This is a genomic window from Metabacillus rhizolycopersici, from assembly GCF_020075705.1.
Window position 1 is genome coordinate 1 of sequence record NZ_JAIQUM010000021.1, and the last position, 14,971, is coordinate 14,971.

Consider the following 14,971-nt stretch of genomic DNA (forward strand, 5'->3'; position numbering starts at 1 on the left):
ACTTGCTCATAAGTTTTGTACTATATAGTACGTTTTTGTTAATCGAAATTAACGTTGGCACGCTTGGTTTTGTTTAGTTTTCAAAGATCATCGTGTTGTCGTTTCTCTCAGAAGCGACTTTATTAATATATCACTTTCAAAATGTTAGGTCAACACTTTTTTTAAAGTTTTTTAAAATGTGTTTCAAAACATCACCTGTCAATCCGACAAGAATTTAATAATATAATAGATTCATTTAAATGTCAACAATTAAATCGAATTACCTTAGAGCTTTAAATCCATTACTACTGAATACTACTCAACGTTCATCAGAGAAGAACAGGAAAGACTTGATGAACCCCTTTGAGCGAGGACTTTTTTACGAGTTTCTTCTATATATACATCTTCATTTTAAACCGCTTTGATATTTCTTTAACCAACTTATAACACATCACCTTTTTTAAAGTCTTTATTGTATGATTGCCCATAAAATAAGATTTTCCTTTTTTGTTTGGTATTCTTCGTAAAACCTTTTCCGCAGTAAAAGGGATCCTCGAAAGACTCGCTACGAGCGAATGTCTAGTTCTTACTCGGCGGGAATCACACCCACTATATGTTACAACCTTGCTCGGACGCTCTCACACTGTGACTGGAAATCCGAAAAGAGACCCTAGTATTTGAACTAGAGTCTCTTTCATATCTAAAATTAACGAAGAAGTTGTAAAACTCCTTGTGGTTGTTGGTTGGCTTGCTTTGCCGCTATGCCTTTCGGTCACAGAATAGACTATATCTTCATCCATGTTTTCATGGAGCTGGGCACTTCGAACAGCTTTTACTACCCTACGAGATTCATAGCCATTGCTTGCGCCTTAGACCGTATTCTCTAGTCGTTGAACCTTCTCCAGAGTTTCCCCACAGGAGCTTGGCTGCTGATTATCCATTGTATCATCTTCATCATTTTCAAACCTTCACGCTGACCGTTTCCAGTTACGTTGTGGTTGATGAAGCTTTAGGAAGTTCCAGCAATTCACCCAGTTATCCTCTAGCTCGTTACCAAGCTAGACGCCCTTCTAATCATTATCTCAAGAGTTGTAATACTCCTTGAGGCATCTGGTTAGATTGAGCCAACATTGCTTGTGCTGCTTGACCAAGAATTGAATTCTTAGTTTGTTCCATCATTTCTTTCGCCATCGCGCGAACATTTGCTTTCACAAATGACCAGACTATATCTTCACCCTCTAGTAATCTACTAATAAGGGTCGGGCACTTCGGATTCACAATGCTGATGACCATTGTTTCACCTACGGATTTCATCATCATAGCTTTTACCTTAGATGGTCTATCCTAGTCGTTGAACCTTCTCCACTCTTTCGAGACAGGAGCTTGGCTGCTGATTGCCCATATCCTTTCTTTTTTCAAACCATCACGCTTGTCGTTTCCAACTACGTTGTGGTAAGAAAAGCTCTAAGGGTTTTCCAGCAATTCACCCGATGATAATCTCTAGCCGTTACCAGCTAGGACGACTGTGCTTGTTACTGCTTTAAGCAGCTAAAGCATAATCAACGTCACGGATACGAGATTCCGCAGCAGTTAGGTTTTCAGAAGATGTGTTCAAATTATTAATTGTATGATCAAGTCTGTTTTGCTTAGCACCCATTTGAGAACGTTCATCAGAAACTAATTTGATGGCAGCGTCAATGTCAGTAATGGCAGCAGTTGACGTTGCTGCATCAGTACCTAATGCAGGAACACCACCAGCAAAAAGTGCTGTTGATTGCATATCCGCAAAAGTAACATCTAGGGTTTGGTCTTCATTTGCACCAATTTGGAATGTGAATGTTCCATCGGAACCAGCACCGCCTGAACCGTTTAATAATTTTTGAGTATTAAACTCAGTAGTTGTTGCAATACGATCTATTTCTGCGATAAGATCTGCATTCTCCTTTTGAATCTGTGCTCTATCTTCGGCTGTATTCGTATCAGAAGAAGATTGAACAGCTAATTCACGCATACGTTGTAGAATGTCATGAGTTTCATTCAATGCACCTTCGGCAGTTTGAATCATAGAAATCAAATTTGTTATCGCAGTGGCTTTTTATCCTCTGCTTCTTTATGTTTCCATAAAGTTCAGGTCATATCTTCATCCTAATAGGATGCCCCGCGCTCGTGGGTGGGTTATTGGTACGGTTCCTCACCACCTGACCGTCACACCTTCCTAACTACTATTCTACCGATTCATTAGGCTTGGCTCGGTATTGCCCACCATCCACCTTGAAGATTGGTTTGGGGTTCCACCGAATTCACGGAGTGTTCATCTAAACATTACTGTTTAGAGCGGCATTTCTAGTCTACCGTCTTGAGCATTTTTAGATGCCATATCTAATCCACGAATTTGTCCACGCATTTTTTCAGAAATTGCAAGACCTGCTGCATCGTCCTTAGCACTGTTAATACGAAGTCCTGAAGATAATTTCTCCATTGATGATTGTTGCGCATTGTTTGCTGCACCCAACTGACGATAAGTATTCAACGCCGCAATATTATGATTAATTCTCATTATAAATTTCCTCCTTGAATATATGAATGATCCACATCCATGTGAATCTTCTAAATAAGGTATCCCTCATGTCGGCCGCCATGGGTTCAACCTCTTACTTTATATATCGTCTCTGGGTGGAATAGTTTAATAGCTTTTAAAGAAAAAAATAAAAAAACCTCAAGTGTTTTTCACTTAAGGTTTTTGGATGTGCTTTTTAAAATATCCAATACATTCGGAAGAGTGGAAGCCGCTTCACTATTTGATTCCTGTATCGACACATAAATTTCCTTCCGATGCACTTCAACTTCTTTCGGGGCGTTTATCCCTAGCTTTATTTGATCGCCTTGAACAGATAGAATCGTAATCTCAATGTTATCGCCAATTTGAATCGATTCATTTAGTTTTCTCGTCAAAACCAGCATACTTCCACCTCCTATTTGCCTACTTTTTCAGGAAACAAATGTTGTTTTGTTTTATATTGAGGGGTATTCAAGATAATTTGTTTCGCTTGGTTGTTTTTCGCGTTGAGGACGATCGGTGCTTGTAAGTTAGCTGTTGAATCTTCAAAAGGATCTTTAACATTTAAGATCATCCACACAACTACATCTTTTTCAGAAGTAAGATTCAAGAGTTGCTTATCACCTTCAGAAAGATCAAATTCATAAGTTGTGAAGTATTGAAATGGATTCACAACCACAAAGCCTAATTCAGGTGTTGCCATTGATTGTAAAATCCAAAATGGTGAATCGGTGTCTAATGGTAGTAGGACAAATGATTTTTCTTCTAAAAAGCCTGGGATTCCATTTTGAAATTGGAGAATGTCCTTTTCATCTGTTTCGATTACTCCGTGGTACTTTGTTGTTGTGCCCATTCATTTATTCTCCTTTATTTACTGACTCAAAATCGATCGAGAGTTCATTTCGTCTTTCTAGCTCCACTTCTACATTTCCTGGCTGATAATCAATGATTGGTTTATGTACGGTAGCATTTATTAGCGACTTGTTCATCTTCGCCTCAATATTTACTTTTGCTGGCTCATAGTGAATTTTCACGCTTCCGGCTGATGGAATAAAACCGATATTGAAGGGATACATTGGCTTTTCACTATGCTTTTTCGCTAGATCAGCAAGCGGGTTTCCGCCATCTTCAATCCGCTTTAACTGCTCGCCTTCTTCAGCTCTGCGGGCGATCCCAGCAAGTGCATCCTGATAGCCCTGTTGTGCAGCTTCGCTTACTCGGCGTGAGATATGCTTCAAATCCATGTCTGCCCATGCTTCTGTTTGATCAATTGATAAGGTGGATGGAGTGGTTTCGATTGTTAATTCTGCTTTAGGCTGCTCCATTGACAGCTCTGCTTTTGGTTGTTCGATTGTTTGTTGACCTTTAGTAGTATGAATCCCTAGCTGCGCCGATATACTTTGCAGGCGAATTTGCGGTACATTCACTGGTTTCACTCCCTTGTAAGAAAAGCGCAAGCGCCTTGTTCAGCCTCGGGCAAATAAGACGCTTTTGACCTCGAGGGGCTAGGCGCTGGAGCTGGACACGAAAACTAAGTCCAAAATTTTATACTTTCTTATCTTGTAAAAAGGTCTGACCCATCGTTTATGTGTCAGACCGATCAATCGTATTTACTGTTTCTTATCTTAAAAAGTCAATCAATGACGGCTGAATAATTCTTGAACTGACCGCGAGCGATGCACGGTGAATACTTTCTTGGATTGTTAAATCTGTAATCACTCGTTCGATGTCTGCGTCTTCGTTTTCAGACAAAATTCGGCTTGCGATGATTTCTTGGTCTTGAATTCGTGCATCGATCATTTCTAAGCGATTATAGCGGGCCCCGATTTCAGAGCGTTCTGCCGACATGACATCAAAATGGTCGTCTAATTTGCTTAGGAAGTCATCACCGGATTCCAGCGTTCCACTGTTTAATGCATCTTCAAGCAATTGCAGTGTATCAAAAAGCTCACTACCAAACACATTTGTCGCGTTGATATTCACTTTTAGATTCACACCGTTTGATACCTCAACATTAAATGCGTCTGTGTTCATATCAACGGAAATCGTACCGTCCGTAATTGTGACAGGGGCACTGTCTGTTTTAGTTCCGTTAAAAATGTAACGGCCAGCTACTTGTGTGTTTGCGACATTCGCAATGTCTTCTTTTAGCTGCCCAATTTCAACCGCGATCGCTTTTAAATCTGAAGGGCTGTTTGTACCAGTTTGCCCTTGAACGACTAATTCACGAACACGTTGCATCACTTGGGTCGCATGGTCAATTCCTGCTTCTGAGCTCTCCATCCACTGATACGCTTCATTTAAGTTCCGTTTATACTGTTCAACTTCTGTTAAGTTTGAACGATAATACATCCCTTTAATCGCGACAACAGGATCATCAGAAGGGCGGTTAATCTTTTTGCCTGTTGCAAGCTGATCCTGGTATTTTCCCATATTTGAATAGCTTTGGCTTAAATGACGGAGCGAATTCGTCGCGATCATTCCTTGAGTTACACGCATGTTCTATTTACCTACCTTCCTGATAATCCCATTCCGTTAATGATGCGATCTAATATCTCATCCTGCATTGTAATCATTCGTGCTGATGCATTGTATGCATGCTGGAATTGGATCATGTTTGTCATTTCTTCATCAAGTGAAACGGCACTGACAGACTGTCTTCTGACTTCAACGGCATCTCGTAACACCTCACTGTTCGAGGTTAGGCGTGTTGCCTCCTGTGAATCGACGGCCATTCCACCGATAATGCTTTCGTAATAGTTTTGAAAGGATGTAGTGTTTCCATCAATACTAAATGTTTTGTTTTTTACATTTGCTAAAATAATAGCGTTCTGACTATCACCAATCGCTACGCTACCATCTGAGTTAGCTAATGCTGCAGCGATGTTATCTGTCGAGTTCAGAATATCTTGTGACACTTGGATTAGCGCTGCTGCACCTTTTGACGTTGTTAATGAAACATCACCGAATGAAAAGAAATCAAGTGGTGTATGTGTACCTGCATTGTAATCCGTCATACTTCGTCCTGCTTGATGTGCCTCATTAAATTTACTCGCAAATTCGAATGCCATTGTATCAATGTTCGCAAGCATGTCAGGAAATGCGCCTTTTTCAAACGTACTAGATCCACTTTCATACGTATATCCATAGGAATCAATTAAGCTACTAATTTTCCCTGTGCTATTAAACTCTAATGCACCGAGTTTTTTTTGACCGATTGTTACCGATTCAACTAAGCCGCTATCTGCTTTGTAGCCTACCTGCAGTGTGTTCGCCTTTTTCTGTTTTGCATCAACAAGCGTACCTAACGTGTTGCCATTGTCATCAACAATGGCAACTGTTAGCGCACCTTCTGCGATGGCAAGGGCATTCCCACCAGAAGGATTTCCCGTTACTTTAATGTTTGCTAGTGATGAGAGTTGGTCGATTAAGCGATCCCGTTCGTCATATAAATCATTAGGTAAGTAGCCATGTGGTTCGATTTCAGAGATTTGCTTATTAATATTGTTAATTTGTAACGCTAGTGAATTAATTTCCTTCACCGTGACATCAAGCTCATTTTTTAAATCACCTTGGATTGATTTCAATGATGTTGATAAATAGTTGAACGTTTCAGCCACAGCAATCCCACGTTCACGGACAACCGAACGCGCGCCTGCATTTGTTGGGTTCACCGCTAAGTCTTGTAATGATTGCCAAAAACGGTCAAGAGTACTTGATAAGCCTGTCTCAGACGGCTCATTCATAATTTCCTCCATTTTCTCTAACGCATCTGCACGAGATTCCCAATAGCCTAGTTTGTTATTTTCATTTCGATATTGAACATCTAAGAAATCCTCGCGTACACGTTGAACGGTTCCACCTTCTACACCAGTACCTATTTGGCCCGGTATTGTTGGGCTATTTTTTGAAACAGTCGGATACGGCGTTGTCTGTACAAAGTTAACACGTTGGCGTGAATAGCCAGGTGTATTGGCATTGGCAATATTATGTGCCGTTGTACTTAACGCACTTTGTTGCGTAAACATTCCGCGTCTCGCAGTTTCTAATCCGAAAAATGTTGATGTCATAGTCGTTTCCTCCTTTCGTTATGCTTGTGAATCAAATAGTGAACGCCGTACTTTTTCTGTTTGTGCTTTGTTTCCATCCAGACGCTGATAGTTTGTAAAGCTTTCTTGGGGCATGAGCATATCAAGTGAAAGCGAGACAAATTGGAGTGCCTGCTGTGTTAATTCGCGATTGATCTGGATTGTCGCCTTCAGCTTGTCCATCGTTTCATTGAAGTCATTTGCGATTCGCTGCAACGTTTCTTTTTCTTCAGCTTCTGCTTTTTCGATACAGGCTGAAAGGGTTAGCTCCTCGCTACGATCAAGAAATTTAGAAGTAATTTCAATTCGCTCAGCTTCTATTTGCTTAATCGCTTGAACAAACATCTGCTCTTTCTTTAGCAACTCTTTTAATTCTTCGACCTTCTCGCTTTTTAAGCTTTCCGTTTTTTGAAGGGTTACTTTGTAAAGGTTTTGATGAAGTTGTAAAAGCTTTTGCAATGTTTCAATTAAGTTTCCGACTGCCATTTATAACCCTCCATTCCAGCTTTATTTTTTGTAGAAATCGAGCAATCCTTTGGCAATTGCTTTCGGATCAATTGTGTAGGTTCCGTTCTCTACTTGGTTTTTTAGTGCTTGGACCTTTTTCTGTCTTGCTTTTGTTATCTCGTTCGATTGTTGAAGATCTATTGCTTTTGCGGAAATCTCTACTTTGTCTTCTTTTGTTTGCGGTTTTTGTGCTGCTTGAGCACTTTTTTCTAAGCTGCGTTTATATGGATTTACCCCCATTGAACCTAGATTGTTTATTTTCACGCGTATCCCTCACTTTCAATCGTTAACGTGCAAGTTTATACGATATATATCGGTGTGTTTTGAGCTTTTTTTAGTCATTTACTCTAATTTGGTACTTTATGAGTAATAAGTTGATTGCTGAGGTTTTTCTTTATTCCGTTCACTAATCTTTTCTTCCTGTTCGATTTGATTCAGTTGTTTGTGAATATTCTTTTTACAGCTTTCACATAACCGATCCTCTCTAATCGGATTTCCACACTTTTCACACGGGTATCCAAGGTTCGGGAAGTTTGCAAGCTGAATCCGTCCATTGCGAATAAATTTTAAAATTAAGCCTTCTGACACGCCTGTCCCTTCGACTACTTCGTGTAAATGCGCTTGCCGATTTTCACGTTTGCGTAAAAATTGATAAACGGTTTCGTATGCCTTTTCTTCTTCCTTAAAGCATGCGTCACAAATCGAGCGGAATTGTGTTTGTACAAATAAATTATTACATTTTGGGCAGTTTGCCAATTCTCCCATATTCATTCTCCTATCCGTTATTATCTACTGATTATATCGGCAGGTGGAGAAAAATATTTAACTTCTAATTAATGTTAGCGAAGAAACACTCGTTGCCCCATTTTGAAGAAGTAGCTTTGCCGCGTGACGGAGCGTGCTTCCTGTTGTATAGATATCGTCTACTATTACTATTCGTTTGTTTGCTATTTTACTTGGGCTGGTGAGCGAAAACACATTGGCAGCTGCTAGTCGTTCTGTGCGTGATTTTTTTGATTGTTTTTCATGATGGGTTCGCTTTAGAACGTCTAGTTGGGGTAATGGGAGAAAATCAGTGAGTAGCTTTGCTTGATTAAAGCCGCGTTCATATAATCGTTCGGCGCTTAATGGAATTGGGATGGCTGCATCGAAGGACAGTGAAGCTAGTTGATTTTTAAAGCTTTCAACAAATGCTTGTTGAAAAACATTGACTAACGCTGCATCACCGCGAAATTTGAATGTTGAGAGAATTTCTTTCATTGCGTCATTGTATTCAAAGACAGAAATATTTTTAGTAAGGATGTTTTGCCATGCAGGATCATCCTCCCACCTCCCACAATCACTACAAAGCGTTTCGACATCTTGAGGTCGACAACAGATCGGACAGGCTGGACCAGTAACCTTTTTTAAGTTTTTAAAACAATCATCGCATGTAACATTTTCAGATCCTAAAAGCAAACTGGTCCATGAAGCCTTCCTGGAAATTTCCTCATTACAAATAAGACATATGATTAGAATCAACCTCCTTTTTATCACTTTGACATTGAGGTTTGTCTGAAACAATTTTTGCGCATTCTGCTAATTTAACTAAAAGTGATGTTAGTTCTTGTTTGTCAATGAATTCTGCTTTTACGTACGTGATTTTTTCTACTTTCGCTATATAGCGAGGTTTTGTTTTATTTAATGTAAGCGCTAGAATGTCATCTAAACAATCATTACATGTACAGTTTAGCTGCAAGTGATTTTTATATTCATCCAGTAAATCTTTCATAATTCGTTCCATAGCATTAATGACCATGTAATCAGACTCCCAACTAAGCAAATGTTACTACATTATGCCATAAAAAGGATTATACTGAAAGAAATTTGCTACTTCCCGATTAAATATTCACTATTCTTCGCTTCTTCATTCATTTGCTCAATATGTCGTTTCGCATCAAGCATCGCTTGCGTTTTACCGTAATGAAAAAAAGTAATCTCACCAGTTGGAAATGCGGCGTTCCTTCCGACGCGACCTGATATTTGCACGAGGGCACTTTCAGTGAAAATATCATCCTCACTGCCAAGTACAGCTACATCACTATTCGGAATTGTTACGCCACGTTCGAGGATTGTCGACGTGACAATGAGTGGGATTTCACCGTTACGAAAGCGGCTTACCTTTTCCTTACGCCGGGCGTCCTCTGCATGTACACCTTCGATTCGTTCGTCAAACTGCTGACATAATTCAACGACTTGATCAATGAGCGCGACCGATGGAACAAATAAAAACGCCTGCTTCTTACTTTGTAACTGTGTAGTGAGCCATTTTAAAATAATGGGTGGAAGTGTGTGCTGTTTCAGCTTCCCCTTCCAATTTCCACACCAAGCAAATTGCGGGACAGGTAAAGGGTGTCCATGATACCTTGCAGGAATTTTAATAGCTGACCGCTTCTTTAGCTCCACATCTTTTTTCCATTGCTTAGAAGGAGTTGCTGTTAAGTAGATGAGCGAACTTTTTTGCTTTCTCGATTTTTTCACCGCATATTGCAATGATTTGTCAGCAGAGTAAGGAAAAGCATCGACTTCGTCAACGATGACGGTATCAAATGCTTCTTTAAAGCGTAGAAGCTGGTGTGTTGTTGCTACATACAATGAGGCAGGTTGATGAATTTCTTCGCTACCACCGTAGAGGGCTGAAATTGTAGTTTTTGGAAATACCTTTCTCAGTCGCGGTGCTAATTCTAAAACAACGTCTGTACGAGGGGTGGCGATGCACATTCTTTTTCCATCCATGAGGCCGTATTCAAGTCCTTTAAATAAGACTTCAGTTTTTCCAGCGCCACATACCGCCCAGATTAACAGTTCTTGGTTCGCTTTCATGGCATTGATAACTTCCTCTGATGCATGAGCCTGTCCTTTCGACAACACGCCGTTCCAATCCAATGAGGCAGTTGAATTCGTGTCAGGTACAGGTCCATTCCAACTATACAGCGGTGTGCATTCACTAATCCGCCCCATCATGATGCAGTTCCGACAATAGTGGCATTGCTGTTCTCCACAACGAGCACAGCAAAAATAGGCAAAAAGCGATGAATTGGTATTCCCACAACGATTGCATGTAAGGCGGTCATTTTCACGCCAAACACCATGATTCAATTTGATAAAGCCATTCTGATAATGAGCGTGCAGCGTTTCATTTGAGAATGGGCCCTCAGACGATAACAGTTCTCTACCTGAGAGGTAACGCTGTAGCTGTGTGGAGTACATGAATGTGTCATTGAAGGGGTTTTGAGGAATCGGACGATGGTTTGAAATAGGCAACCCTTCTGCGTGAGACAAAACTTGCGTAAGGGTATTATGTTGCAGTGAAAATCTCATTCGTCACCACAGATCTCCTTTTTGGATTTTTCGATAACGCTTTTCTACACTAATGGCTGTCCGTGATAGCTCTGTTGCGATTTGTTTAAATTTCAACCCACTATGACGTAATTCCAAAAGCTTTCGATCTTCGAGAGTTGTCCAATGTCGATATGTTCTTTTCTTAACTTCCTTGTTAGATTGTGTAGTGTGATTGGAAGTATTGTTCAATCTTTATTAATCCTCCTAAACGTCATTGTTCAAGAGTATTATGCGGGATGAAAAATAACCTGTCCATGATTTATCTTGAATTTGAGAGAAAAGTACTAGACCAATTGTACTTTCTCCTCCTATCTTTTCAGATGAACAGGCAGTACGTCCCTTGCTTTAACGGAAAGAGAAACAAACCCTATTTCATATACCACCCTAAACCAATCGCACCCTCTCCAAGATGAGTGCCAATTACTGCACCAAAATAGCTGATCAAGCATTCAACGTGTGGATATTTATCCTCAATCTCTCGCTTCATTTTTTCCGCCTCATCAGATCGGTTTGCATGGATCACAACTGCGCGCATCGGTTTATTCTTTTCGGCATCTTCTTTAAAAAGCTCATTTACGCGATTTATCGCTTTTTTTCGTGTGCGAATTTTTTCAAATGGAACGATCATTTTATCATCAACGTGAAGAATCGGTTTGACTTGTAGTAAACTCCCGATGAATGCCTGTGCTCCGCTCAGTCGCCCTCCCCGCTGAAGATTTGTTAAATCATCAACCATAAAGTAGGCCCGCATGGATTGCTTCATTTTTTCTAATCGAGCTAGTATCTCTTCAGGCCTTTTTCCTGCATTCGCCATCTGGGATGCTTCAAGCGCATAGAAGCCTTGAACCATGCAGCTTATTTCTGAATCAAATGGAAAAACCTTTATATGATCAACCATCGTCGCCGCTGTCACCGCACCGCTGTATGTACCACTAATGCCACTTGAAAGATGAATTGAGAGGACGGCATCATATTCCTCTGCCAGCTTCTCAAATAACTCGACAAACATCCCAGTTGGTGGCTGTGACGTTGTTGGAAGATCCTTCCTCTCATTCATCTTTGTATAAAATTGTTCTGCTGTCATGTCGACTTCTTCCTGATAGCTTTCTGTCCCAAAATTTACACTCAATGGAATCATATGAATACTGTGCCTATCACGTAATTCCTTAGGGATATATGCGGTACTATCCGTTAAAATCGCCGTTTTCATGTTTAAAATTCCTTTCTTGTAAAAAGATCAACTTTTTTACTATATATTTTAAAGGAAATTGGATGGGATTTCACGAACAAAAGCGCAAGTAAACTACATTCATTTTGGCTGTTTTCGCAAACTTTGTTGCTATTGTCATATAGAGTGCCATCAACAGTCACCGCTTCGGTTTCTTTTTTCAAGAATCGGGCACGTAAACACTATAAAGGTGACCGCTTTGGCTCCTTTTTTCAAGAATCGGACACGTAACTCCTGGAAAGGTGACCGCTTTGGCTCTTTTTCCTTGATTCGGGCTTCTAACCCATCAAAAAACAACACTCATTTAGAAACAGCCTTCATTTTTAGAGGCCCCTGCCCTATGACAAAAAACGGGTTAGACCCCTGAGAGCCTAACCCGTTTTCACTTATTTCACTTCTACCCAGCCATTTTTAATCGCGACAACTACCGCTTGCGTACGGTCGTTGACACTCATTTTTTGCAAAATATTACTTACATGGTTTTTAACTGTTTTTTCACTAATAAACAGCGCTTCTCCGATTCCACGGTTACTTTTACCATCTGCTAGCATTTGGAGCACTTCACACTCACGTCTAGTAAGAATATGTAATGGTCGGCGAATCTCTGGTTGCAATCTCTGGTTTAGAACATCTTGTCCATTTGATGTGGCAAGTCGTCTGAACTCATTGACTAAATTATGTGTTACCTTCGGATGTAAATAAGAGCCACCTTCTGCGACAACTTTGACTGCTTCAATCAGTGTATCTGCATCCATCTCTTTTAATAGATAACCTCTTGCACCTGTCTTGAGTGCATGTGTTACATAGTTTTCATCATCATGTATTGATAAAATAATGATCTTTGTTTCCGCATCAGCTTCAATTAGTTGCTTTGTTGCTTCGACACCATTTACTTTTGGCATATTAATATCCATGATTACAACATCAGGCTTATGAGCATCAACGATTGCTAATGCGTCTTCACCGTCATCACCTTCTGCTACAACCTCAAAGCTTGGTTCGAAATCCAAAATGCGTTTTACACCTTCACGAAATAACTGATGATCATCAATAATAACTATCTTCGTCTTCATGCTTACGCCTCCCCACTGTTTATTCTATTCTATTTGCCAACTATACCGTCAATAAGCCTTTTGATCGTATTTTCTGGCCTATGAAATCATCAGCCAACTTGATATGGGACTTGAATCATGATAAATGTCCCTAGGCCAATTTTAGAATCAATCGTTATTTTACCTTCAAGAAGTTCAATCCGCTCTTTCATACCAATGAGACCAAATGATTTCTTGTCTTTATTCCTATTATATTCCTTTAGGTCAAACCCCTCACCATTATCTTTAATGACCATTGTACAAATCGTTTCCGCCGCTTCAACCTTTACGGTGATTTCACTTGCTTTCGCATGCTTCAACGCATTTGTAATTGCCTCTTGTGCAAGCCTAAAAAGCGCAACCTCGAACCGCGATGAAAGACGCTGATCTTCTAGACAACCAATACTTTGAAAGGTAATTTTTGTTTTACCATTATATTCTTCGATTGTATTGATATATTTTTTGAGGGTTGGAATAAGACCTAAGTCATCTAACGCCATTGGTCTTAAGTCATAGATAATTCGCCTAACTTCATATAACGCATTACGGACATTTTGCCTGAGATTACGGATTTCCTTAAAACCTTCTTCAGCACCGCGCTCACGATAAATTCGCTCGATAAGTTCAGAACGCATCATCACATTGGCTAGCATTTGTGCTGGACCATCGTGAATCTCCCTTGAAACTCGCTTCCGTTCTTCCTCTTGAGCTTCAATAATCCGGAGACCAAAATCCTGCTTTTGCTGTGCATCCTCTAACAATACACCAACTTGACGAATATCGCGATTTAAATAATTTAATACGACTGTTATCTGACTAACAAGTGACTGCGAACGTTCGATAGTTTCTTGTAGGTTTAGTAAACTACGTTCTAAATCATCACGGCGATGACGTAGCTGCTTTTCATGCTGCTGAATCATCGTTAACTCAACCTGAAGCTTATGTGCCTTTTCATACGCCTCACGAATGTCCTCCTCCGTAAACTCTTTAAATTGCTTACTTACCTGTGAAAGTCGATTACGTGCAATTCTTGCCTGCATCCCGAGCTTGTCACCCTCATCGATCACCTTACTTACTTGAATTTTTATATCCTTTAGCTCTTCCACTAATGATTCATATTGCTTTCGAGACTGTTCACCAATCCGGAAGATTTCATCTTTGCTTCCGTCCACCGTTTGAATCATTCGTTCTAAAACTTCATCAAGCACCTTGTTATCTATTTTATTGGAGTTCACGTTCTTTCCTCCGTTTTGTATGTATACTAAGAAATGCGCAGATTCACTCTTATCTGCAATAAGGATGTAGCTAAACTCCAGCAAATTTCACTTACAAAATATAGCTAGTTATATCCTTTACATTTCATTATCTTCTTATTTTCACAAAAAACAACATAACTCTTTTTTATTTGTCACATTATTTACGATTGAAGTAAAAAAAATGTCGTTTTATAATATAAGAACGACTATTCAAATTTTGCTTGCTTGTCAGGAGGTGTACAAGCATGCTTTCATATTATTATACCGTAAAAGGGTATGGAGAGCATGAACTAATTATTCAGAAATCACGTTTTATTTGTTATACAGAGCGAGTCACAACAGAAGAGGACGCTCAAGCTTTTATCCAACAAATAAAAAAGAAACATTATAATGCAACCCATAATTGCTCAGCATACCTCATTGGCGAACATGACCACGTTCAAAAAGCAAATGATGATGGCGAGCCTAGCGGAACAGCAGGAGTTCCTATGCTAGAAGTGCTAAAAAAGAAAAACTTAAAAGACACAGTTGTCGTTGTAACTCGTTATTTCGGCGGGATTAAACTAGGTGCAGGTGGATTAATTCGTGCTTATGGAAAATCCGTTTCCGAAGGGCTAAACGAAATTGGAATCGTAGAACGAAAATTAATGCGCGTAATGCATACAAAAATTGATTATACATGGTTGGGAAAAGTGGAAAATGAATTACGATCTTCCAAATTTTTATTAAAGGAAATTCACTATTTAAATGACGTAGAAGTGGAAACCTATGTAGAAGAAGAGAAAAAGGAATCCTTTGTTGAGTGGATAACAGAGCTGACGAATGGGAAATGTGAAATATTCGAAGGCGATGTCACTTATTTGGAACAGCAAGTTCAAATTTAA

General features: G+C 39.8%; 17 protein-coding genes and 2 pseudogenes. 1 reads left to right on the top strand and 18 read right to left on the bottom strand.

The window, feature by feature from the left end:
• Window positions 1-1,056 precede the first annotated feature (1,056 nt).
• The 18 genes and pseudogenes from K9V48_RS29970 to degS form a co-directional block, all read right to left on the bottom strand.
• A complete protein-coding gene (locus K9V48_RS29970; RefSeq protein WP_438803887.1) occupies window positions 1,057-1,296 on the bottom strand; it encodes a flagellin in 240 nt (79 codons plus the stop codon).
• Between the two features lie 223 nt (window positions 1,297-1,519).
• Window positions 1,520-2,050, bottom strand: a pseudogene (locus tag K9V48_RS11300) (flagellin N-terminal helical domain-containing protein); the annotation flags it as partial.
• Window positions 2,051-2,329: 279 nt separating this feature from the next.
• Window positions 2,330-2,536, bottom strand: a pseudogene (locus K9V48_RS11305) (flagellin N-terminal helical domain-containing protein); the annotation flags it as partial.
• 170 nt (window positions 2,537-2,706) lie between these two features.
• Complete coding sequence (csrA, locus tag K9V48_RS11310) at window positions 2,707-2,940, bottom strand: carbon storage regulator CsrA (protein ID WP_224139103.1); 234 nt, start codon at window positions 2,938-2,940, stop codon at window positions 2,707-2,709.
• 11 nt (window positions 2,941-2,951) lie between these two features.
• Entirely contained in the window at window positions 2,952-3,389 is a 438-nt protein-coding gene (gene fliW, locus K9V48_RS11315) for a flagellar assembly protein FliW (RefSeq protein ID WP_224139104.1), read from the bottom strand.
• Between the two features lie 4 nt (window positions 3,390-3,393).
• Window positions 3,394-3,963, bottom strand: a complete 570-nt coding sequence (locus K9V48_RS11320) for a DUF6470 family protein (protein WP_224139105.1) — start codon at window positions 3,961-3,963, stop codon at window positions 3,394-3,396.
• A 193-nt stretch (window positions 3,964-4,156) separates the two neighbouring features.
• A complete protein-coding gene (flgL, locus tag K9V48_RS11325; protein ID WP_224139106.1) occupies window positions 4,157-5,035 on the bottom strand; it encodes a flagellar hook-associated protein FlgL in 879 nt (292 codons plus the stop codon).
• A gap of 11 nt (window positions 5,036-5,046) precedes the next feature.
• The gene (flgK, locus tag K9V48_RS11330; RefSeq protein WP_224139107.1) at window positions 5,047-6,606 is read right to left on the bottom strand and encodes a flagellar hook-associated protein FlgK; all 1,560 of its coding nucleotides are present in this window, start codon (window positions 6,604-6,606) and stop codon (window positions 5,047-5,049) included.
• 18 nt (window positions 6,607-6,624) lie between these two features.
• A complete protein-coding gene (locus K9V48_RS11335) occupies window positions 6,625-7,110 on the bottom strand; it encodes a flagellar protein FlgN (RefSeq protein WP_224139108.1) in 486 nt (161 codons plus the stop codon).
• A 21-nt stretch (window positions 7,111-7,131) separates the two neighbouring features.
• Window positions 7,132-7,395, bottom strand: coding sequence for a flagellar biosynthesis anti-sigma factor FlgM (gene flgM / locus K9V48_RS11340; RefSeq protein WP_224139109.1), 264 nt, complete (start codon window positions 7,393-7,395; stop codon window positions 7,132-7,134).
• A gap of 96 nt (window positions 7,396-7,491) precedes the next feature.
• Window positions 7,492-7,896 carry a TIGR03826 family flagellar region protein gene (locus K9V48_RS11345; protein ID WP_224139110.1) on the bottom strand — a complete coding sequence of 135 codons (405 nt, stop codon included), beginning with the start codon at window positions 7,894-7,896 and terminating at the stop codon, window positions 7,492-7,494.
• Window positions 7,897-7,953: 57 nt separating this feature from the next.
• Window positions 7,954-8,589: a ComF family protein gene (locus K9V48_RS11350; RefSeq protein WP_224139111.1), complete on the bottom strand. Its 636-nt coding sequence runs from the start codon at window positions 8,587-8,589 to the stop codon at window positions 7,954-7,956.
• 34 nt (window positions 8,590-8,623) lie between these two features.
• Window positions 8,624-8,929: a late competence protein ComFB gene (gene comFB, locus K9V48_RS11355; RefSeq protein ID WP_224139112.1), complete on the bottom strand. Its 306-nt coding sequence runs from the start codon at window positions 8,927-8,929 to the stop codon at window positions 8,624-8,626.
• 71 nt (window positions 8,930-9,000) lie between these two features.
• Window positions 9,001-10,491, bottom strand: coding sequence for an ATP-dependent helicase ComFA (locus K9V48_RS11360; RefSeq protein WP_224139113.1), 1,491 nt, complete (start codon window positions 10,489-10,491; stop codon window positions 9,001-9,003).
• Window positions 10,492-10,494: 3 nt separating this feature from the next.
• Entirely contained in the window at window positions 10,495-10,701 is a 207-nt protein-coding gene (locus tag K9V48_RS11365; protein WP_224139114.1) for a hypothetical protein, read from the bottom strand.
• A gap of 178 nt (window positions 10,702-10,879) precedes the next feature.
• Window positions 10,880-11,722, bottom strand: a complete 843-nt coding sequence (locus K9V48_RS11370) for a DegV family protein (RefSeq protein ID WP_224139115.1) — start codon at window positions 11,720-11,722, stop codon at window positions 10,880-10,882.
• Window positions 11,723-12,126: 404 nt separating this feature from the next.
• Entirely contained in the window at window positions 12,127-12,813 is a 687-nt protein-coding gene (gene degU, locus K9V48_RS11375) for a two-component system response regulator DegU (RefSeq protein ID WP_224139116.1), read from the bottom strand.
• Between the two features lie 89 nt (window positions 12,814-12,902).
• Window positions 12,903-14,066: a two-component sensor histidine kinase DegS gene (gene degS / locus K9V48_RS11380; RefSeq protein WP_224139117.1), complete on the bottom strand. Its 1,164-nt coding sequence runs from the start codon at window positions 14,064-14,066 to the stop codon at window positions 12,903-12,905.
• Window positions 14,067-14,332: 266 nt separating this feature from the next.
• Here degS and K9V48_RS11385 point away from each other — a divergent pair, with 266 nt between their 5' ends.
• Entirely contained in the window at window positions 14,333-14,971 is a 639-nt protein-coding gene (locus K9V48_RS11385) for a YigZ family protein (RefSeq protein WP_224139118.1), read from the top strand.

Coding starts and splice junctions, on each gene's coding strand:
- K9V48_RS11360 (WP_224139113.1), bottom strand. CDS start 10,491: ATGAGATTTTCACTGCAACATAATACCCTTACGCAAGTTTTGTCTCAC.
- K9V48_RS29970 (WP_438803887.1), bottom strand. CDS start 1,296: ATGATGAAATCCGTAGGTGAAACAATGGTCATCAGCATTGTGAATCCG.
- degU (WP_224139116.1), bottom strand. CDS start 12,813: ATGAAGACGAAGATAGTTATTATTGATGATCATCAGTTATTTCGTGAA.
- K9V48_RS11345 (WP_224139110.1), bottom strand. CDS start 7,896: ATGGGAGAATTGGCAAACTGCCCAAAATGTAATAATTTATTTGTACAA.
- flgL (WP_224139106.1), bottom strand. CDS start 5,035: ATGCGTGTAACTCAAGGAATGATCGCGACGAATTCGCTCCGTCATTTA.
- K9V48_RS11370 (WP_224139115.1), bottom strand. CDS start 11,722: ATGAAAACGGCGATTTTAACGGATAGTACCGCATATATCCCTAAGGAA.
- flgK (WP_224139107.1), bottom strand. CDS start 6,606: ATGACATCAACATTTTTCGGATTAGAAACTGCGAGACGCGGAATGTTT.
- fliW (WP_224139104.1), bottom strand. CDS start 3,389: ATGGGCACAACAACAAAGTACCACGGAGTAATCGAAACAGATGAAAAG.
- comFB (WP_224139112.1), bottom strand. CDS start 8,929: ATGGTCATTAATGCTATGGAACGAATTATGAAAGATTTACTGGATGAA.
- K9V48_RS11385 (WP_224139118.1), top strand. CDS start 14,333: ATGCTTTCATATTATTATACCGTAAAAGGGTATGGAGAGCATGAACTA.
- csrA (WP_224139103.1), bottom strand. CDS start 2,940: ATGCTGGTTTTGACGAGAAAACTAAATGAATCGATTCAAATTGGCGAT.
- K9V48_RS11335 (WP_224139108.1), bottom strand. CDS start 7,110: ATGGCAGTCGGAAACTTAATTGAAACATTGCAAAAGCTTTTACAACTT.